The organism is Cytobacillus sp. QJM3NY_8 (genome assembly GCF_056173585.1).
The window spans coordinates 4,945,719-4,966,900 of record NZ_CM149681.1; the positions used below are offsets into that span (position 1 = coordinate 4,945,719).

15 protein-coding genes are annotated in these 21,182 nt (G+C 45.8%); all 15 read right to left on the reverse strand.

What is annotated here, in order from left to right:
* Positions 1–10 precede the first annotated feature (10 nt).
* Positions 11–967, reverse strand: a complete 957-nt coding sequence (locus tag AC0VZ9_RS25225) for a methyl-accepting chemotaxis protein (protein ID WP_475396882.1) — start codon at positions 965–967, stop codon at positions 11–13.
* 154 nt (positions 968–1,121) lie between these two features.
* Positions 1,122–2,579 (reverse strand): CoA-acylating methylmalonate-semialdehyde dehydrogenase, encoded by a 1,458-nt coding sequence (locus AC0VZ9_RS25230; RefSeq protein WP_475396883.1) that lies wholly within the window; start codon positions 2,577–2,579, stop codon positions 1,122–1,124.
* A gap of 37 nt (positions 2,580–2,616) precedes the next feature.
* Positions 2,617–3,969 (reverse strand): GntP family permease, encoded by a 1,353-nt coding sequence (locus tag AC0VZ9_RS25235; RefSeq protein WP_475396884.1) that lies wholly within the window; start codon positions 3,967–3,969, stop codon positions 2,617–2,619.
* A 15-nt stretch (positions 3,970–3,984) separates the two neighbouring features.
* Positions 3,985–5,181 carry an iron-containing alcohol dehydrogenase gene (locus AC0VZ9_RS25240; protein ID WP_475396885.1) on the reverse strand — a complete coding sequence of 399 codons (1,197 nt, stop codon included), beginning with the start codon at positions 5,179–5,181 and terminating at the stop codon, positions 3,985–3,987.
* A gap of 153 nt (positions 5,182–5,334) precedes the next feature.
* Positions 5,335–7,119 carry a sigma 54-interacting transcriptional regulator gene (locus AC0VZ9_RS25245; protein WP_475396886.1) on the reverse strand — a complete coding sequence of 595 codons (1,785 nt, stop codon included), beginning with the start codon at positions 7,117–7,119 and terminating at the stop codon, positions 5,335–5,337.
* A gap of 306 nt (positions 7,120–7,425) precedes the next feature.
* Positions 7,426–8,736: a GntP family permease gene (locus AC0VZ9_RS25250; RefSeq protein WP_475396887.1), complete on the reverse strand. Its 1,311-nt coding sequence runs from the start codon at positions 8,734–8,736 to the stop codon at positions 7,426–7,428.
* A gap of 193 nt (positions 8,737–8,929) precedes the next feature.
* Positions 8,930–9,934 (reverse strand): LacI family DNA-binding transcriptional regulator, encoded by a 1,005-nt coding sequence (locus tag AC0VZ9_RS25255; protein ID WP_475396888.1) that lies wholly within the window; start codon positions 9,932–9,934, stop codon positions 8,930–8,932.
* Between the two features lie 51 nt (positions 9,935–9,985).
* Positions 9,986–11,269, reverse strand: a complete 1,284-nt coding sequence (hisD, locus tag AC0VZ9_RS25260; RefSeq protein WP_475396889.1) for a histidinol dehydrogenase — start codon at positions 11,267–11,269, stop codon at positions 9,986–9,988.
* A 54-nt stretch (positions 11,270–11,323) separates the two neighbouring features.
* Entirely contained in the window at positions 11,324–12,085 is a 762-nt protein-coding gene (locus AC0VZ9_RS25265) for an SDR family NAD(P)-dependent oxidoreductase (RefSeq protein WP_475396890.1), read from the reverse strand.
* 12 nt (positions 12,086–12,097) lie between these two features.
* Entirely contained in the window at positions 12,098–13,039 is a 942-nt protein-coding gene (locus AC0VZ9_RS25270; protein ID WP_475396891.1) for a 3-hydroxyacyl-CoA dehydrogenase family protein, read from the reverse strand.
* A gap of 447 nt (positions 13,040–13,486) precedes the next feature.
* The gene (locus tag AC0VZ9_RS25275; RefSeq protein WP_475396892.1) at positions 13,487–14,554 is read right to left on the reverse strand and encodes a M42 family metallopeptidase; all 1,068 of its coding nucleotides are present in this window, start codon (positions 14,552–14,554) and stop codon (positions 13,487–13,489) included.
* Between the two features lie 60 nt (positions 14,555–14,614).
* Positions 14,615–16,231, reverse strand: a complete 1,617-nt coding sequence (locus tag AC0VZ9_RS25280; protein WP_009332124.1) for an ABC transporter substrate-binding protein — start codon at positions 16,229–16,231, stop codon at positions 14,615–14,617.
* Between the two features lie 357 nt (positions 16,232–16,588).
* Positions 16,589–17,854, reverse strand: coding sequence for a cytosine deaminase (locus AC0VZ9_RS25285; protein WP_019380709.1), 1,266 nt, complete (start codon positions 17,852–17,854; stop codon positions 16,589–16,591).
* Positions 17,844–19,112: a cytosine permease gene (gene codB, locus AC0VZ9_RS25290; RefSeq protein WP_252245627.1), complete on the reverse strand. Its 1,269-nt coding sequence runs from the start codon at positions 19,110–19,112 to the stop codon at positions 17,844–17,846. Before codB ends, AC0VZ9_RS25285 begins: the two co-directional genes overlap by 11 nt.
* Positions 19,113–19,672: 560 nt before the next feature.
* Positions 19,673–21,100: an amidase gene (locus AC0VZ9_RS25295; protein ID WP_475396893.1), complete on the reverse strand. Its 1,428-nt coding sequence runs from the start codon at positions 21,098–21,100 to the stop codon at positions 19,673–19,675.
* Between the last annotated feature and the right edge of the window lie 82 nt (positions 21,101–21,182).

Sequence of the window (21,182 nt, forward strand, 5' to 3'; positions counted from 1 at the left end):
CTTTTGAAAATTAGTAATTTACCGCCTTAACCTGCGAGATGGCACCTTCCAGCTTCTCGTCAACGACCCGCGCATCGTCAATATGCCTCTGGATCAGCTCGTTTACTTGATCAAAAACATACTTCGTTTCCGAAATCTCATCGGCCACCTCCTGGGAATATTCCTTCTGAGCGTTTATCATTTCAATCACTTCACTGACTTCTGTTTCAACCGTATGGATAAGGCTTGTGATCGAATCAATTTTGCTGGTAGTTTGACCGCTGAGGGACATGCCATCTTTAATTAATTCGGTGCTTGCGACTGTGGAGTTCAGTGTTGCTTCAATATCGTCCTGAATATTTTTCGTCAGGGAACTAATATTAGCCGTACTCGTGGCTGTGCTTTCAGCCAGTTTCCGGACCTCATCCGCAACGACAGCAAATCCTTTGCCCTGCTCGCCTGCGCGTGCCGCTTCGATGGATGCATTCAAAGCCAGGAGATTTGTTTGTTCCGCGATATCTTTTATGACCTGAACAATCATCTCAATTTCTTTTGACCTTTTGCTCAGCGCCTCCATCTTCTGTGAATTCACTTCTAATTGCTCACCCAGCTGCTTAATGAGCTGTTCAGACTTGCTGACGGATCCGCGGCCTTCCTCCGAGCTTTTTACCATCTCTTTTGCAGACTGGATCAGATTTCCCCCTTTATCCGATAAAGTGAGGCTGTTTGTAAAAGTAGCTTCACTATGTCTTTTTACGTTTTCAAAACCGTCTTTAATTTTCAAAACCAAATCTCCCAGCATGTAATGCTGTCCATTGACAAGCTCATGCTGGCTCACCGTTTTCGTCAAATCTTCATTGAAAGAATGAATCAGTGTCTGATAATATTTTTCCCTGCGCTGAAATTCTTCTTCAGCAGCCTGAATTTTTGATTCCAGCTCCCGCTTTTCTTCCTCCAGCTGCTTCAACTTTCCTCTTCCAAACATCATTGATCTCCCCATCTCATATATACTCTTTTATTATATCGACAGAAAACGTAAAATTTTGTGACCTTTTGCACTCTTTTTAAAAATATATGGGTCTTTCTAATCAACAAAAAAGAAGCACCCGCATTTCATTGCAGGTGCCTCATCTCTCTTACTATTACCAGCGTGCAGTCAGCATCTTTCTCCTCGTATAGAATTCCACACCATCTGTTCCGTTTGCGTGAAGGTCTCCATAGAATGAATTCTTCCAGCCGGAGAATGGGAAGAAGGCCATTGGAGCCGGTACGCCGATGTTGACGCCGAGCATTCCCACTTCGATGTTTTCTCTGAAGTAGCGGACGCTGCTTCCATTTTGAGTAAATAGGCATGCGCCGTTACCAAAGTCGGATTTGTTGGTAAGCTCGATTGCTTCTTCCAGGCTCTTTACACGTACGATAGATAAAACTGGTGCGAAAATTTCTTCTTTCCAGATTTTCATGGATGGGTTTACATTGTCAAAGATCGTTGGTCCAATGAAATAGCCATTTTCGTGATAGGCTTCGTCTTTGCGGCCATCGCGCACAAGTGAAGCTCCTTCTTTTTCGCCAATTTCAATATAATTGCTTGTGCGCTCTTTGTTTTCCTGGCGGATAACTGGTCCTAAGAAGACATCCTCATCCAATCCGTTTCCAATGGTCAGCTGGTTTGCCTGCTCATTCAGTTTTTCAACAAGCTCGTCGGCAACAGAATCCACAGCTACTACTACAGAGCAGGCCATGCACCTTTCACCTGCTGACCCGTAAGCGGCAGCAATAATTTCTTTAACAGCTCCGTCAAGGTCTGCATCAGGCATCACGATCGAGTGGTTCTTAGCACCGGCAAGCGCCTGAACACGTTTGCCGTTTGCAGTAGCAGATTTATAGATATACTCAGCAACAGGCTGGGAGCCCACAAATGAAATTGCCGGTACATCTTTATGATCAATCAGGCTGTTTACTACGTCATGCGCACCGTGAACGATATTGAATACCCCAGCCGGCAGGCCTGCTTCTGTGAACAGCTCTGCCAGGCGGTTAGCCAGGATTGGTGTTCTTTCAGACGGCTTTAAGACGAATGTGTTTCCGCAGGCAATCGCCAGCGGGAACATCCAGCAAGGAACCATCATCGGGAAGTTGAAAGGCGTGATGCCGCCGATGACGCCAACCGGGTAGCGGTACATGCCCGATTCTATATTCGTCGCAATGTCAGGAAGCTGCTTACCCATCATAAGGGATGGCGCGCCTGCAGCAAATTCTACACATTCAATTCCGCGCTGAACCTCACCGTAAGCTTCTTTATAGTTTTTGCCGTTTTCCTGTGTAATCAGCTTTGCCAGCTCGTCCCAGTTATCTACTAATAGCTGCTGATATTTAAATAGTACTCTGGCTCTTTTTGGCACCGGCGTTTTGCTCCAGGTTTTAAACGCTTCTTTGGCAGCCTGAACAGCTTTATCGACATCTTCCCGGGTTGAGATCGGAGTGCGTGCAAGCTCCTCGCCCGTTGCGGGATTTGGCACCAATTCGAATTTATCCGTGTTTGCATCCACCCATTCGCCATTGATAAAGTTCTTTAATACCTTTGTTGTTGTCGCTGTCATGAGTAAAATCCCCTTTCAAAATTAGAAGTCTATTATTTTAAAAAATTGAATATAAAATCACAGCCAGGAATAACACAGCCGTTGGCATTGCTGCACTCAGGATAAAAATTGGCCAGTAGGAGCGCTTATGGGTTTCCCCGCATATTGCCCGGATCGTCGTAACGACATAGCCATTATGCGGAAGTGAATCCAGTCCGCCTGATGCCAGCGCTGAAATCCTGTGCATCGCGCCTGGATCCAGCCCTTGGGCCATATACATAGGCGCCAGAATCGGAAGGGCAATCCCCAAACCGCCCGAAGCCGAACCTGTAATACCGCAAATCAGCGTAACGGCTATCGCCAGTCCCATTAAGGGAGGTCCCGGAATGTTGACCAATGCATCGACGAATGTATCAAAGGCAGCAACCTGGGCGGCAACACTTCCGAAGCCCACAACCGCACACGTATTAGCCGCAGCGACTAAAGCATCCTGGGCACCTTTTGCCAAAGCCTCCCAAAATCCAACCAGATATTTAATCATCAATACACATGCCAAAATGATCCCGCTAGTCAGGGAAATTAAAGCGGCCGCCGTTGACGAAGTAAAGTTGGCTGCTGTGTTTAATATGGCAATAACGGAAGCCAGCGGCAATATCGCCATCAATACATGCGGGAAGTCCTTCCCTGCAGGTGCAGCATCAGGCCTTTGCATGGACAGCTCCGTTTCCAGAGCAGCCGCCGACTCATTTGCAGCACCGGACTGCTGATTCGGCAAAGAAAATACCTCTCCATTTTGAACCGCTTTTTTCACCATCCGGCTTAGTAAAATACCGCCTGTTATCATTATGATTAATGCCATTAACACTCCAATGATTCCACCTGCAGTCGGCTTTGTTCCGAAAAACTCAGTTGGAATCAGGTTTTGGATTTCCGGCGAGCCCGGTGCTGTCATCGTAAACGAAATCGAACCGAAAACCAAAGCGGCCGGGATAAAGCGATGCGGCAGATTGGCCACTTTAAATAAGGAAACAGCGATTGGATACACAGCGAAGCCGACTACAAACAAGCTGACGCCGCCATATGTCATAATCGCCGCTGCGGCCACGACAGCAAATACAGCTCTGGATGGGCCCAGTGTATCCTTAACCCAATTCGCAATACTGTCAGCCGCCTTGGTTACCTGCATAATTTTCCCGAAAACCGCCCCAAGCAGGAAGATTAGGAACCAGGAGTAAAAGTAATTTGTAAAGCCTGTCATATAATGCTCTGTCAGGGCAGTCTCAAGGTTAAGTCCTCCTGAAAGAGCAACCAAAACGGCGCTGATGATGGCGGCAATAATTATATTTACGCCTTTCATTGTTAAATACATTAATAGAATCAGTGAAGCGATTAACCCCAGCATTCCAAGCATCTGATTGTCCCCCTGTTACACTTTTTCTGTTTCAGAGGAAAACTGATATTCATAGCAAACATGGTATAGCTCTTCCAGCTCGCTCTGAGTCGGTACTCTTGGATTGTTGCCAGGGCTGCCGCTGTCAATCGCATCTGTTGCCATTTTACTTATCGCAGCCTTAAACGCTTCTTCGTCAATTCCCCATCCTCTTAAGTTAGGAATATTTAATTTCAAACACAAATCCTTAACAGATTGAACAGCGATTTCAGCTGCTTCTTCTCTGGTAAGGCTTTCATTATCAGGCTGAAAAATTCGGCCGATATCTGCTAAGCGATCAATACATGCTTCCTGGCTGAATTCCAATACGGCCGGCAAAAGCATGGCATTCGAGATTCCATGCGGTACATGGAATAAAGCTCCAATAGGGCGGCTCATTCCGTGCACAAGGCATACGGATGCGTTTGAGAACGCCATTCCCGCCTGGAGAGAACCAAGGCTCATCGCCTCACGGGCATCGACGTTTTCCCCATCATTGCAAGCGGTTAAAATATTTTCCACGATCAGTTTCATAGCTGATACCGCCATCGTATCGGTCATCGGATGTGCTTTTTTAGACAGATATGCTTCAATGGCATGGCTTAATGCATCCACTCCTGTTGCAGATGTAACATTCTTCGGTGAGGATATCGTGAGCAAAGGATCCACAATCGCTACACTCGGCATGAAGGCAGGCTGCTTAATCATCATTTTTACATCATTGGATGAGTTCGTAATGACTGTTACATCTGTTGCCTCTGAGCCTGTCCCGGCTGTCGTCGGAATGGCAATGTGAGGTACAGGCGCATTCTGTGCCAGTTTCCTTCCTCCCATATAATCGCCGATATAGCCGCCATTCGTTGCGAGAACGGCGATGGCTTTCGCCGTATCAATACAGCTGCCGCCTCCTACTGAGATGACCATGTCGCATTGCTCTTTTTGAAAAAGCGTCAATGCTTCTGCTACATACTCATCAGTTGGTTCAGATGCTACCCCAAGGTATACCTCGCTTTTTACTCCGGCTTCCTGAAGAAAGGTTCTGCATTCGCTTACATAACCGAGCTGATCCATTACTTTGTCACTGATTATTAATGCCTTTTTCCCTCTAAGCGCCGCTTCAGCACCAACTTTTTCGGAAGATCCCCTTCCATAAAAGATCGCTTCCGGCACACGGAAAACTGCTGGTTTCTCCATTTTGAACATTCCACCCCTTTTGCTTCGTTACTACTATACTTGCAAGGAGTGTGCCAACTATGAAACCCAGTAAAGTCAGTGTTCTATTTCTTCCAAAGTGTAGCTGCTACACTACAACTGTATATATCTTGTAGCGAAACCACTACACTACATTCACGTAATTCCATGCTTCTTCAGCTTTTGGTAGAGGGTCGTCCGATGTATCCCCAGTAAATCAGCAGCCTTCGATTTATTCCCGCCCGCCTTTCTTAAAGCATCAAGAATTAATTCCGATTCTCTTTGATTTCCCAGAAACCTGGCTTCCTCTATGGATCCGACAGCTAATGACGGTTCTTTCCCTTCTTTAGTAATAGGCTCAGACCTTTTCAACATCTCCGGCAAATGGTGATAGTCAATGACCTTCCCATCCACCAGGGTAACCAGCTGCTCCACCGTATTGACCATCTCGCGAATATTCCCCCTCCATGGATGCCGTACAAATGCATTCACCGCTTCAGAGGTGAAGATTTTCCCCGGTACCTGATACCTCTCACAAATCTCTCTCAGATAATGGATCAGCAGGACGGGGATATCCTTTTTCCGTTCACGCAGCGGCGGGATGTGAAGCTGGATAATGTTCAGCCGGTAGTATAGATCCTCCCGAAACTCCCCTGTTTCGATCATTTGCATAAGGTCACGGTTTGTCGCTGCGACTACTCTGACATTGATCCGATACTTCTTCACACCGCCGACACGTTCGGCTTCTTTTTCCTGCAGAACCCGCAGCAGTTTGGTCTGCATGACAAGCGGCATCTCCCCGATTTCATCGAGAAAAATAGTACCGTTGTCTGCCAGTTCGAATTTTCCGGGCTTGCCGCCCTTTTTCGCACCGGTAAATGCACCTTCTTCATAGCCGAACAGTTCGGATTCGAATAAGTGCTCTGGAATAGCCCCGCAGTTCACACTGATGAACGGCCCGGTCGAAAAGGGGCTGAGATGGTGGATGCTTTTTGCGAACATCTCTTTTCCCGTCCCGCTTTCACCCGTAATCAGAACAGTTGCCGCAGTCCTTGCCGCCTTCCGTGCCAGCCGCTTTACATCTGCGATACCTTCGCTTGTCCCAATGATCTGATCAATTGTAATCCGGCTATCGCTTTCCTTTTTCTTTGTGAAAAGATCCGGCTTAGCCGTTTGATTTTCCTGCAGTCTTTCATAGATTTTATAAACCTCCGAGACCCCTTCAAAAATCAGCATTCCTATCGCCCCGACAATCTTGCCTTCTTTCCTGAGCGGAATCCGGTGCACCACCATGTCATGCCCCTGGATGTTCTGGAGAACCCCGCGTTCGGCTATTCCGGTCTTTACCGTCTCATGAAGATGGGTGTTATCGATTACTTCTGTCACATGCCTGCCAATCGCATCCTCCCGGTTAACTCCGGTAAAACGGCTGTATGCTTCATTGAATTCCTGCAGGATGCCATTTTCATCAACAACGGCTATCCCCTCATAGGCACTTTCCAAGATGGCGCCAAGGGCACTATCTGAATTTTGCTTTTGCCTCAGGTTATGCAGGTATTTGGAAAGCCCGTCGAGGATATCCCTGGTTGTCAGGATGCCAAGCAATTTGCCATTTTCACCTATGACAGGAAGCTGATCATATGGAAGCGAAAAAATATCAAGGATCGAATCATCCGGCCGGACAGCAGGCAGATTCGATTTGGGGATACTGCCAATCAAAGTGTCCCCCGAGTTGCCCCGGGCAAAGTAGTTAAGCAGCTTTCTTGATGTGATCATACCGATTAATCCATTCTTCTCATCCAGTACTGGCAGACTTTCCAGGTGAAGATCTACCATCATTTTTGCAGCTTCACCCAGTGTTTGCCCCGGCTGAATACAAAAAGGGCTGGGGGTCATCCAGTTTTTCACATAGAGAAGCTCATCAATATGTAATTGCGGCACAAAGGATTCCTCCTTCTATTATAATTTTCTAAATTATAGCACTCTTAGAACAACTAGAGAGGAAAGGTTAATTGCGAACTACTCAGGAGCGTTGCTTTCTGTGTTGCTGATTGTGAACTATGCAAATAAAAGCGGGTAACCTGCAAATAAAGTTGTTAATTTGCAAATAAACTGTTAGAACCTGCAAATAAATGGCCAATGCAGCAAATAAAGGTGGATTTTTGCAAATAAACCACTGCACACAGCGGCTTTTTATAAAAAGAAAGACAGAGAGCCAAAACCCCTCTGTCTTTCCGCTAAAGCCATTTAGAAAATCGAAAATAAAATGACCGCTAAAATCACACCAAGTATCGGAACAATTACTGTCAATGCCCCAAATGCCGGATAAGCATCCTTATGCGATTCACCGCAGATGGCACGGATCGTTGTCACAACGTAGCCGCCATGCGGCAAGGAATCAATCGATCCGGATGATATCGCCACAACACGATGGAGTTCACTTGCATTGACACCCATATCCAGATAATGCGGGGCAAGCAGCGGCAGTGCGATGGATTGGCCTCCTGAAGCAGATCCGGTCAGTCCGGCAATGACAGCAACAGCCAGAGCTCCGCCGATTAATGGGCTTCCCGGAATGCTTGTCATGGCATCAACTGCACTTGCAAAGGCAGGTGTTGCTTTAGCCACACCGCCAAAGCCTACAACCGCAGATGTATTGGCAATGGCAATCAATGCGCCAATCGTTCCTTCAGACACGGCTCCCCATACATTTGTAAAATACTTGCGGTTAAGAAAATAGGTTGCAAAGCAGCCGCTCAATAACGCGATAATAAGGGCTGACTGTGCCAATGAATCATGGAAGATAAATGAAATCACAAGGACGACCAAGAGCGGGATCATACTTAACATCGGGCTTGGCAGGTTTTCGCGGATCAACGCAGAATCCGTTTCTCTTGCCTCAAATTTTTCTCCATTGCGGATCGCCTTGTTAATCATTTTCTTCAGCCACCAGTATCCAAATGCCATCATAAAGACAGCAACAATAAAGCTGACTTCCCAGGCGGCATACGGGGAAGTTCCCAGGAATTCAATCGGAATCCAGTTTTGGATTTCCGGTGAACCCGCTGACGTCATGGTAAATGTAGTCGAACCGAAGGCAAGAGCTGCCGGTATGAACCTTCTTGGCAGGTTGGCTTCCTTAAATAGGCTCAAGGCCATTGGATAGACGGAAAATGCAACAACAAACAGACTTACACCGCCATAGGTTAAGACCGCACAGGCAATGACAACAGCCAACGCTGCCCGTTTCATGCCAATCTTGCCGATAATCCATTTGGAAACACTGTCTGCTGCTCCGCTATCCTCCATTAGTTTTCCAAAAATGGCACCGAATAAGAACATCAAATACCAGGATGTAATGAATCCGGCAAATCCGTTCATATAGTTGGTTAGAAAATTGACTTCACCCTCGCCTGCCAGCTGAGGAAAAATCGGTAATCCACTGAATATTGCAACAATAAATGCAGCAAGAGGGGCAGCAAGCAGCAGGTTCATCCCTCTCATCGTTAAATAGATGAGAAGCCCAATCCCCCCAAGCAATCCAATCATACTTAGCATAAGATCCTCCTATCAGAAAAGCGCAAGGCGCCCGCTTTCGGCGACAAGCATAAGACAAGCCGGCTGAAAGGTTGTTCTTTAACCTTTTGGACGGATTGGCTTATGACCTCGAGCCGATGGCGCCTGGAGCTAGACACTTATCGAACTTCAAAGATGTAAAATTGGTTTTACTAAAACCCCTGCCTTCTCTCCATCACCTTCTGTCCGCTACCGATCCTCTTTCCACCAAATGCCCTTCTATTCTTTGAATTTCAGGGGCGTCCGTATCCCCGTTAATATGCTCCAAAAGAAGGTTAATCGAATAATCGACCATTTCATCGACCGGCTGATGCCAGGTGGTTAATTCATAGGATGACCAATCCGACATAGCCACATTGTCAAAGCCTATGACCGAAATATCCTCAGGGATTCTGATACCCTGTTTCTTCAGATAATCCATTGCGCCAAAAGCGGATATATCATTTGCACAGAAGATGGCATCTATCTTTTTATCCTGTTCCAGCAGCTTTTCCGCTGCTGAAAATCCTCCTTCATACGAATAAAGGCCATTTTCGGTTAAAAAGGAAGAAATGCCGTGTTCCTTCAAAGCTTCCTGGAACCCATTTTTCCGATCCACTGTTGTTGATGTATTCATCGGTCCGGAGATAAAGGCGGGATTTTCATGTCCTTTTTCTATCAAGTAGTGCCCTATCCTTTTGCCGGCAGCAAAGTTATCGCACACAACAGCACTGCTTAAGGAATCGTTCACATATCGGTTAAACAGGACGACCGAGATGCCATTGCGGGTAAACTTCTGTACAGTCGAAGAGGTCAAAAGCGCATCTGTGATGATGGCTCCCTCCACGCTGTACTCTATTAAATGGCTCACTTCATCCTCTTGGATCTCGTTATTCTGGGAGTTGATAAACATTACCTTGTATCCCTTTTCAGCCAGCCTGCTGTAAAACTTATCAAGGATTTCCGGATAAAAAGGGTTCTGGATATTCCGCATGACAATCCCAATGATGCGGGACTGATTCGTGATCAGGCCGCGGGCAATGGCATTCGGCTGATAGCCCAGCTGTTCAGCAGCCTCCAGAATAAGCTTTTTCTTTTTTGATGAGATACTTGAACTTTCACTAAAAGCCCTGGACACGCTCGATTGCGAAACGCCTGCCAGTCGAGCGACATCCATGGCTGTCACTTTTTTATTTTTCAACGCATGTTCCTCCTGCCTGAATCTAGACAGAGAAATTATAACAGATTTTGCTTACTTCACGAGGCTGCTATAGCGCTTCACACGAAGGTCAGCTTGTGCCTGATGTCCTTTAAAGCCTTCAAGGTCGCATAAACGGGATGCATATTCACCGATTTTTGCACTTGCTTCAGGCGTTGTTCTCTGGTATGTGCACGTTTTCAGGAACTTGCCAACCCATAGGCCGCCAGTGTAGCGTGCTGCCTTTTTGGTTGGAAGCGTATGGTTTGTGCCAATGACTTTATCCCCGTAAGCAACGTTCGTTTCCGGCCCAAGGAAAAGCGCTCCATAGTTGGTCATGTTTTCAAGGAAGTAGTTTGGATCCTCAGTTAATACCTCCACGTGCTCATAAGCCAATTTATCAGCTTCCACTACGGCTTCTTCCAGGCTGTCAACAAGAATGATTGAACCGTAATCTTTCCATGCCGCGCCTGCAACATCTGCTGTTGGAAGAGTCTCAAGCTGGCGTTCAATTTCTGCCACTGTTTCGTTCGCAAGTTTCTCTGAAGTTGTAATCAGGCATGCCGGAGAGTTAGGTCCATGCTCAGCCTGTCCTAATAAATCCGTTGCAATTATTTCAGCATCGGATGTTTCATCCGCAATGACAAGAACCTCAGTTGGGCCTGCAAACAGGTCGATTCCCACTCTGCCATATAATTGACGCTTTGCTTCTGCGACAAATGCATTACCAGGGCCAACCAGCATATCAACCGGCTCGATTGTTTCTGTTCCGATTGCCATTGCACCCATCGCCTGGATTCCGCCAAGAAGGTAAATCTCGTCAGCGCCTGCAAGATGCATCGCGGCTACGGTTGCGGAAGGAATTTCTCCTTTAATCGGAGGTGTACATGCAATTATGCGCTTAACGCCTGCCACTTTCGCTGTCAAAACACTCATGTGGGAGGAAGCAACCATCGGGTAGCGTCCGCCGGGAATATAGCATCCTACACTGTTTACCGGAATGTTTTTATGGCCAAGGAACACGCCAGGCAATGTTTCTACTTCAATATCCTGTAATGCCGCTTTCTGGTGCTCGGCAAAATTGCGGATTTGCTCCTGAGCAAATTTGATGTCATTGATCGTTTGTTCAGGTACAGATGCCACAATCTCCTGAATTTGCTCATCACTTAATCTGAATTGTTCCGGTGACCATTTATCAAACTGCTCAGAAAGCTTGCGGACCTCTGAATCGCCGTTCTCTTCAATATTTTTAAGAACCGCGCTTACCGCTTCCCTTACTTTTACGTCTGCTTCCTGAACTTCTTGATCATTTTTCCCTTGTTTTAAGAAAATTGCCATTTGATATCACTCCAAGTTATATTTTTGAATACGTATGCAAAAATCTGTAAAAAATTAAATGGCTGTCCATCCGCCATCTACTTTTATCGTATCGCCTGTAATAAACTTTGATAGATTGGAAGAAAGGAATAGTGTAGCAGCTGAGACATCTCCGGCATCCGCAAGCTTTCCAAGCGGAATCCTGCTGTAGACTTCCTTTTCGAATTCCTTGTCTTCGAACATTTTTGAAGTCAGCTCCGTTTCAATAAAGGTTGGAGCCACTGCGTTCACATTAATCCCATGGGAGGCCCATTCCACCGCAAGTGCTTTCGTCAGCTGTACCATGCCGCCTTTGCTGGCACAATAAGCCGCCCGCTTGTAATAGCCGACAAAGGCCATCTGGGAAGCAATGTTGACAATTTTGCCGGATTGATTCGGGATCATATATTCGGCTGCTTTCTGGCTGCAGAAGAAGGCTGCCTTCAAATTGGTATCAAGCGTCAGATCCCAATCCTCTTCCGTCACTTCCATGGCAGGCTTGGCCCGGTTAATTCCCGCGTTATTGACCAGCACATCGAGAGAACCCATATAATCGACTGCCGCTTCTGTCATTCTTTGAATCTCTGAAACATTGTTTAAATCAGCGGAAACATAGAAGCTTCTGCGATTGAATTTTCTCAGTTCTTCGGTTGTCTGCTGCAGAGCCTCTTCATTTCTTCCCACGATTACAACCTTCGCTCCGTTTTTGGCAAAGGAAAGGGCGATATCCCTTCCGATTCCTTTGCTTCCGCCCGTCACAAGCACCGATTTATTCTCAAGATCGGGAAAGTTCTTCATACCATTCCTCCATCAGATTAATTGGATTCCCAGATCCTCTTTCAAAAAGCGGATCAGCTCTGCTTCCCTCTTCTGGTTGTATTGTTTGGAAAAAGCCTCATCCCACTTGTAGTAGCCTTCACCCGATTTATCGCCGAGCTTCTGTTCTTCTACAAGCTTCTTTAAAATCGGCAGGGATTCCTCAGCACTGGATAAATGCTGGAACAGATAATCAGAGATGGCTGAGAAGACATCCAGTCCGCCCATATCGGCCGTCATCAGTGGGCCAGAAACCGGCAGCCTGCGTCCAATGCCGTATGTAACTGCATCATCAATATCTTCTTTGCTCGCGATGCCTTCCTCCAGAAGATACTGGGCTTCACGGAAGAGTGCATATTGAAGGCGATTGCCGACAAAACCGGGAATCTCTTTTTTCACTTCAATCGGCTTTTTCTTCATTTGCTTTAAGAGCTGAAAAGATCTTTCCACAGCTTCATCGCCAGTCCTCTCACCCCGTACGACCTCTACGAGAGGAATCAGATGAGCCGGGTTCCAGAAGTGCGTCACCACTGTCCGTTCCGGATATACTGTCTCGGAAGCAATCTCCGTTGGACTGAGGCCGGAAGTATTGCTTGCCAGAATGACATCGGGAGCACAAAGAGCGTCAAGACGCTTAAATAAGTCAATCTTTAATTGAATGTTTTCTGGTACAGCTTCAATTACAAAAGTAGCATCTGTGACCGCTTCTTCAACAGATACGGTCATTTTAATATTTTCCTGAATTTGGGCAGCTTCCGAATTGGATAAAATACCGTTATCGAGCATAACCTCAAGCTTCTTCAGCATATTGGTCCAGCCCTGTTCCAGGTCGGCGTCACTGATGCCCTGCATTTTCACACTCAGTCCGGCCCAGGCCGCATTAAGCGCAATGGAATGGCCCATCGTGCCGCACCCAAGTACAGCTATTCTCTCCAATCGCTCACCAACTTTCTGAAATTTCTACTTTTTGAATACGTATTCAATATACTATGTAAGCGCTATAATTTCAAGTTGAAATACTAAATTATGAAATTATTTTGTGTTTGTCTCATCCGGGAATGCAGTGTTTACAGGGGTTTCCCGGGTTCAATCAAACGTTTGATTGATTTTAACAAAATGACTTAGAGATCAATCCCTGCCAGGCCGCTGCCGCTGCTTGGGGGACAGGTTGACTGTCCCCTTTCCCGTGAATGTGAACATTACTAATAGAAACGGGAAACCCGCAAATAGAATAGCTCATTTTGCAAATAGATTGCTTGAATCTGCATATAGAATGACCAAACCTGCATATAGAGGGGAGAATTCCGCAAATAGGCCGTTTCGCACGACTGCTTTTATAAAAAAAAGACAGAGAGCTTGATCCCCCTGTCTTCTCTTATATGATTATGTATCTAAAAACGTCTTTCCCTTCAGCTGATCCAATGTCACAACAAAGTCGTGCAGCAGTTTGTAGGAGTTTTCCATATCATCCAGGTCGACTACTTCAATAGGAGTATGAGTATAACGGGATGGGATTGATATAACACCCGTTGTGACGCCTTTATTTGTCATATGTATGGCTCCGGCATCAGTTCCAATTCCCATGAAAACTTCATGCTGAAAAGGAATATTCCCTTCTGCCGCCACTTTTTCGAGGTGCTGCGTGACAAGCGGATGGGCAATCAGTGATTTATCAGCAATTTTGATGCAAGGTCCGCTGCCAAGGCTTCTCGTGCCTGTCATCAGGACATCAAATGTGTCGCTGGTTGGGGTTGTGTCAAGTGCCAGCGCAAAGTCAGGATCTACGGCAGCAGATACAACGGAAGCCCCTCTCAATCCTACTTCCTCCTGAACCGTAAATGCTCCGTAGATGTCGCCATGCTGTGTCCCATTTCCTCCGATGTTTTGAAGTAAGCGGATCAGTAGTGCGCAGCCTGCCCGGTCGTCCAAGGCTTTGCCAATAACACGGTTATTTCCTATTTTTTTGAACTCTGTGCCATAGCTGATGGGCTGTCCAACCTTTATTCCCATTTCCGCGGCTTCTTCTGCTGTGCGGGCTCCAATATCAATATAAAGATCACGGTGGCTGGAAATGCGTTTTGGATCATCCCATTTCACATAGTGGGCTGAAATGGTTCCGATCACTCCATCCACAGTGCCATTTTCAGAACGGATCTTAATTGGCAATGATAAAAGGATCCGGTCATCGAATCCGCCTAGTTTTTCAAATCGGATTAACCCATTGTCTTCAATCTTTTTTACAATAAATCCAATTTCATCGGTGTGAGCTGCAATGACTAAAGAAGGGAAATCCGCGCTGTTCCCTTTCTTTTTCACAATCAGGTTTCCTACCGGATCGACGTGGTATTCATCTACATAATCCTTCACTTCATTTAAGATAAATCTTTGAACATCCTGTTCAAAACCGCTGGGACCCACAATATCACACAGGCCTTTCAATAATTCATACACAGTGAAACCCTCCCATTAATTTGAAAAGAAATCCCCCGCGTTTGCAGGGGCTTCTTGCTGTTAATTCGTCAGGTAAACCTTCGTAAAATCATCATCCTCCATTGGGTGTGCAGTGAATCCCTGGACATAGCCTGCCATTGCGATTGGCGGTGTTGTATGTGCAAGAGTCACCCATGGGGCATCCTTGTGGAAAATTTCCTGAGCCTGCTCGTAAAGCTTTGCACGTTCGTCCTGATCAAATGTTACACGGGCATCCTGCAAAAGCTTCGTGAATTCTTCGTTTTCATAGAACGCACGGTTGCTGGCAGGTTTAGCAGTATTCGTTGCACTCAGGTTCGGGAAAAGGAAGTTATCCGGATCGGCCATAACGCCTGTCCAGCCGTATAATCCCATTGGGTGTTCCCCGTTTCCTGACTTTTGAAGGTACGTTGCCCATTCATAGGTAACGATTTCTGCTTCAATGCCGATTTTCTTCAGGTCTGCCTGAATAGCTTCTGCCACCTTCATTGGCTGCGGCATATATGGTCTTGGATTGCTCATTGCCCAAAGCTGGGTTTTGAATCCATCTGGATATCCTGCTTCTGCCAATAGTTTTTTCGCTTCTTCCACATTGAATTTGTAGTCTTCAATGCTGTCATTATAGCCCCACAGCACAGATGGGAATGGATTTTTTGCTACCTCTGCATAACCATTATAGAAAGCATCCACAATGGCTTGTTTATCAATTGCCATATTGACCGCCTGACGTACTTTTACATCATCGAAAGGTGCCATTTGCGTATTGAGAACCATGTAGCCAATGTTAAAGCTTGGGCGCTTTACAAGACTAAGCTGTGAATCGGCTTCTATAGTTGTTGCATCATCGGGGTTTAAGCCATCGATGATATCTACTTCACCAGCTTGAAGTGCAGTCAGGCGTGAAGAATTCTCAGGGATAACCCTGAAGATCAGCTCATCAAGATATGGCCCTTCACCTGCATAATTTTCATTTTTCTTCAGTACTATTTTGTCATTGTGCTTCCAGCTATCAAATACGAAAGGACCTGTTCCTACTGGATTTTCTGAGAACTTGTCACCGTGCTTTTCAATCGCGGCCGGACTGGCAATTCCAAACATAGGAATAGCTAAGTAGCTGATAAACGGAGCTGTCTTTTCAGTTAATTTAAACTCAACTGTGGATTCATCCACTGCTTTTACATACTCGATTTTATGGTTTGGATCGCCTTTAAAGCCCCCATATAAGAACGGATAGTATGGAAAATCCCCTTTATGGTAGGGGTTTTCGGGATCCATCCATCGGTCGAAATTAAACACGACTGCATCTGCATTAAAATCTGTTCCATCCTGGAACTTAATGCCCTTTTTAAGGGTAATGGTCCAGGTCATTCCATCATCAGAGACTTTGTAAGACTCCGCTAATCCTGGCTGGACTTCAAGATTTTCGTCATATACAAACAAGGTTTCAAAGATATTGCTTGTTACACGGATGGACTCTCCATCTGTTACATTGATTGGGTCCAGCCCAATAGCGTCAGCACCCCGGGCATAAATTAATGAACCTCCCTCTTTTGGTTCACTGCTGTTGCCTGATGCTTCTTCACCGCCTCCGGAACATGCTGAAAGCAGCAATGAAAGAATCAGTAAAATGCTTAATGCTAGTGAAGATTTGCCTTTCATCGTTATTTTCCCCCTTGTGTTTTTTATGTAAGCGGAGCTGAAAAATCAGATGCCGCTATTTCCAATAGCAAAAGATGACTGACTAAATTTTATATATTTTGATTTTTCATATTTTTAATAAAAATTAGTATATCTTAGATTAACGAAATATTCTACTATATTTTCAGAGTCGAAATATATAGTATCGGGATTTATCCTTTGTTACTCTATTTGTAAACGTTTACATTCAATTCCTGTGTTTTATAATAATTTTTTTTACATTTAATAGTAAAAGAAAACTATTAATATAAAAATATATTCATTTCCCTCACAACATAAAAAGACTGACCCAGTCAGCCTGAGCCAGTCTTCTAGCTATCATTTATGAAAGTTTACTTTCTCTTTTATCTCCCCAAACATCACAGATGTCTCGCTTGGTTTCGTTTCAGCAATTACTTTTCCATTTCTTATGGAATACTTGACAGCCGCCTGACGCCTGATCGCTTCATACTCATTTTCCTCATCAAGAATGATCAGGTTGGCCGGTTTCCCCTCTTCAATTCCATATTTCTCTTCAATATTTAATGTTTTGGCACTATTATTTGTAATCAGGTCGAAGGAGTTAACAATTTGTTCGTAGCCCATCAGCTGTGACACATGGATGCCCATGTGGAGCACCTGCAGCATATTGCCGGTGCCAAGCGGATACCATGGATCAAAGATGTCGTCATGGCCGAAGCTTACGTTAAGCCCTGCTTCAAGCAGTTCTTTTACTCTTGTAATCCCTCTGCGCTTCGGATACGTATCAAAGCGCCCCTGAAGATGGATGTTTACGAGCGGGTTGGCGACAAAATTAATGTTTGATAGCTTTAACAGTCTGAACAGCTTGTAGGTATAAGCATCATTATACGAGCCCATTGCCGTTGTATGGCTGGCTGTTACCCGGCTGCCCAATCCGCGTTCATAGGCTTCCGCAGCCACTACTTCCACAAAACGCGACTGCTCATCATCGATTTCATCGCAATGGATGTCGACAAGGCGGTCATATTTTTCAGCAAGGTCAAAGGCAGTTTTCATAGAAGCAACGCCGTATTCTCTTGTGAATTCGAAATGAGGAATGCCTCCTACCACATCTGCGCCCATTTTCAGTGCTTCCTCCATGAGCTCCGCACCGCTTGGATAGGAATTGATCCCTTCCTGCGGAAAGGCTACAAGCTGGAGGTCCACATATTCAGACATTTCTTCTTTAACTTCTAAAAGGGCTTTTAAAGCAGTCAGAGTGGGATCTGTTACATCCACATGGGTGCGGACATGCTGAATCCCCTGGGCGATCTGCCATTTCAATGCTGTTTTTGCCCTTGTTTTTACATCTTCATGTGTGAGGGTTTCTTTTCTTTGTGCCCATCTTTGAATGCCTTCAAATAACGTTCCGCTCTGGTTCCATTCCGGCTCTCCGGCTGTCAGGGTTGTATCTAAATGAATATGGGGCTCGATGAAGGGTGCCGAAGCCAGGGATCCTGCAGCATCAAGGATTTCCTGGCCCGCTTCCGCTTCCCCTTGTGATAAGCTGTGAATCTTTCCCTCTTTAATCGTTATATTCCAAAAGCCTTCCCGGCCTCTTAGTTTCGCATTTTTAATAATCACTTCTTAATTCCCCTTCCCTGGCTGAATTTTTACCTTGTAAAGCAGCAGCCAATTTTGATACTAGGACAAATGTTACGGCTGATCCTAACAGCGAGTTGATTGGCGGGATTCCCGGTACAAAATTTGCAATGGCCACGCCGGCTGCCCAAGCTAGGATGGCGATCCAGTTAACAGCCTTAAACTTCATATCTGCAAACTTCTTATACTCTCCGCGATTCACGATAAAGTAATCTGCTAGGATGATAGCCCCGATGGATGGCAGCGTCGATCCCAGAATTGTCAGGAACCCGACAAAGTTGTTGTACAGCCACATGGCCGCAATCGTTCCGATAATCCCGTTGAAGATGACAACCTTTCCTTTTCGGATCTTCAAAATGCTCGCAAACCCTAAGCCTGATGCATATAAAGCGTTATCGTTCGTTGTCCAGATATTTAAACCAAGGACCAGTATCGCCGGGAAAATCAGCTTTTGGATGAACATGACTTCTGAAATATCAGATTGCCCTGTTGCGATTGCACCAATTGCACCGAAGAGGAACATGATAGTGTTTCCGATGAAGAAGGCGATGACTGTTGATACTACTGCTGAACGTTTTGTATTTGAGAATCGCGCGAAGTCCGGAGTCAGCGTGCCTGCACTGATAAACGAACCTACGCAAATCGTTAAAGCTGCTGCCAGACTAATGGCCTCTGTTGGCTGGTATTGCATAAGCCCTTCCAGGCCGCCTGCTGTTTCTGTCGCTTTAAAAACCGAGAAGCTTCCTAGAATAGTGATTAAAGGGACAGCTACGAAGCTCAGGATTGCCAGTGCCTTCATGCCGAAGAAGGCTGTGCCTGTCATCAGCAGACCTGCTGCTGCAATCAGGAGATACGCATCAATTCCCGTTACTTTCTGAACCGGCAGCGCAAACATCGCTACCCCAACGCCAAACCACCCAACCTGAGTCGCAGCCAGCAAAAAGGATGATAGGTAAGATCCTTTTTCACCGAAGGCATAGCGGGTAAGCAGGTGCGTTGATAAGCCTGTCTTTGCGGCAATATAAGCAAGGGCTCCTGTATATGCACCTAAGATCAAGTTGCCTGCCAGAACGATTCCTATAAATTGAATGAACGTTAATCCTGTTCCAAGCGTTCCGCCTGACCACATGCTGGCTGAGAAGAAGGTCAGACCGAGCATCACCACAAGCATTTTCCAAAAACCGTTGCGATGCCCCTGAGGTACCGCCTCTAACGAAAAATCCAAATCTATTTTTTTCATACCAATTCCTCCATTCATTTTTTGGACTGGTACCGAAGGATTTTCGATAGTAGTGGATGGAAAAAGAAAAAGGCTTCTCGCCATTTTCCGACAAGAAGCCTTTTTCCTGCATGAAGAACCCATGGGCAGGCTGCACCTCACCCATTGGCATCATACTTCCGCTGTCCTTGTCAGCCTCACGGGACTGATTTAAAGGTACCAGTATTTAATTGTTTATTATTATTTCAGAAATATAGGAACCTGTCAACTCTGTGCTTAAGGAGTTTTCTTCTCCAGAGGGCTTTTTTGTACACACAATTTTGGTTTGCGCCTTCTATATCGGTCACTTTTTCCATATATCGGTCACTCCGCGAGGAATCAACTTCATACTGCAAGCATAGTAAAAAACTAAGGATTTTTTTAAAAAAAAGAAACTAACCTTTAAGATTTTATACCATCTATATTCGACAATTTCACCACTAATTTCCCAGGAAAAGATTTATTTCTACACTGGCAAAAAGCAGGTTTCGACTGCTGGAAATATACAGAGCTGCTTCCCATAAGGAAGCAGCTCCGACTCTTTATGTCGTCTGTTCAATTGCAATTTGCGGACGCCTTTTTCCGTATCCTGTAGCCTGTTCGAAGGCACGGCCGATTCTTAGGACCTCAAAGTCAGCTCTGTGTGGTCCGACGATTTGCAGGCCAATTGGAATGCCTTCTGCTGAAAATCCGCTTGGGATGGAGACAGATGGATTTCCAGCAGCGGAAATATAATAGCAGGATCGCATCCAGTCGATGTAATTTTCCATTTTCACTCCGTCAATTTCTGTTGGATATTCAATATTTACGTCAAATGCCGTAACCTGGCTAACTGGAAGGATAAGAGCATCATATTGATTAAAGAATTCACTCATACGGTTATATAAAAGCGCCCGGAGCCGCTCGGCGCGTCCCACATCCGGACCGCTCAGGCTTCTGCCCTTTTCAATGTTCCAGATGACACTCGGTTTAATCATTTCCCGGAATCGGTCAAAGATTTCGGAATAAGAAAGCTCGAACTCCCATGCTCGGAGCACTTGGAAAACTTCGTCTGCTTCCTTTAAATCCGGGCATCCTTCATCCACTATGCAACCTAGTCTCTCAAAGACTTTAACCTGTTCTTCAAGGTTGCTTCTTACCTCCGGATCGATTGGAAGAAGGCCTCCAAAATCAGCAGAATAAGCAATGCGCAGGCCCTTTATATCAGACTGAGCTTCCTCAAGAAACCTGGAACCTGGCTCCTCAATGGCAAGGGGGGACTGGCCATCAGGTCCGGCAATTACGGAGAGCATAAAAAAGGCGTCATCTACATTGCGTGTTATCGGGCCCTGCACAGCCAGAGGCGAGTAGAGCGCCGTTCTGGAAAATGGAATACGCCCTGGGGAAGGCCTCAGCCCAACCACATTGTTAAAGCAGGCAGGATTTCTTAAGGATCCTCCCATATCACTTCCATCCGCAAAAGGAATCATTCCGCTTGCCACTGCAGCCGCTGCTCCTCCACTGCTGCCGCCTGCTGTTTTGCTTAGATCATAAGGGTTTCTGGTAGAGCCAAACAGCTCATTGAAGGTGTGAGAGCCTGCTGCAAATTCAGGAACGTTTGTTTTTCCGACCACAATGGCTCCTGCCTTCCGCAGCCTTTCAACGATCAGATCATCCGCACTTGGATAATGGTCCCGGAAAATCAAGGATCCGCTTGTTGCCGGAAAACCAACAGCATTGTGAGTATCCTTTATAGCGATCGGAAGTCCATGGAAAGGTCCGGATAGCTTACCTGCATCAAGCATTTTATCCGCCTTGTCTGCTTCCTTTAACGCCAATTCCTCATTAAGTGACACAATTGCATTTACCTTTGGATTTACCCGCTGAATTTGTGCCAGGTGTGCTTCCATCACTTCCCGGACGGATAAATCCCGTTCTTGAATCATCCCGGCAAGATCACGCGCAGAATTAAAACAAAGTTCTCTCTCCATATCAATAACCGCTCCCCTATATTCATATTTGACTCAGGAAATCCCCCTCCAATCTTAATTCGAAGGGGGTTACAGCTGTGAA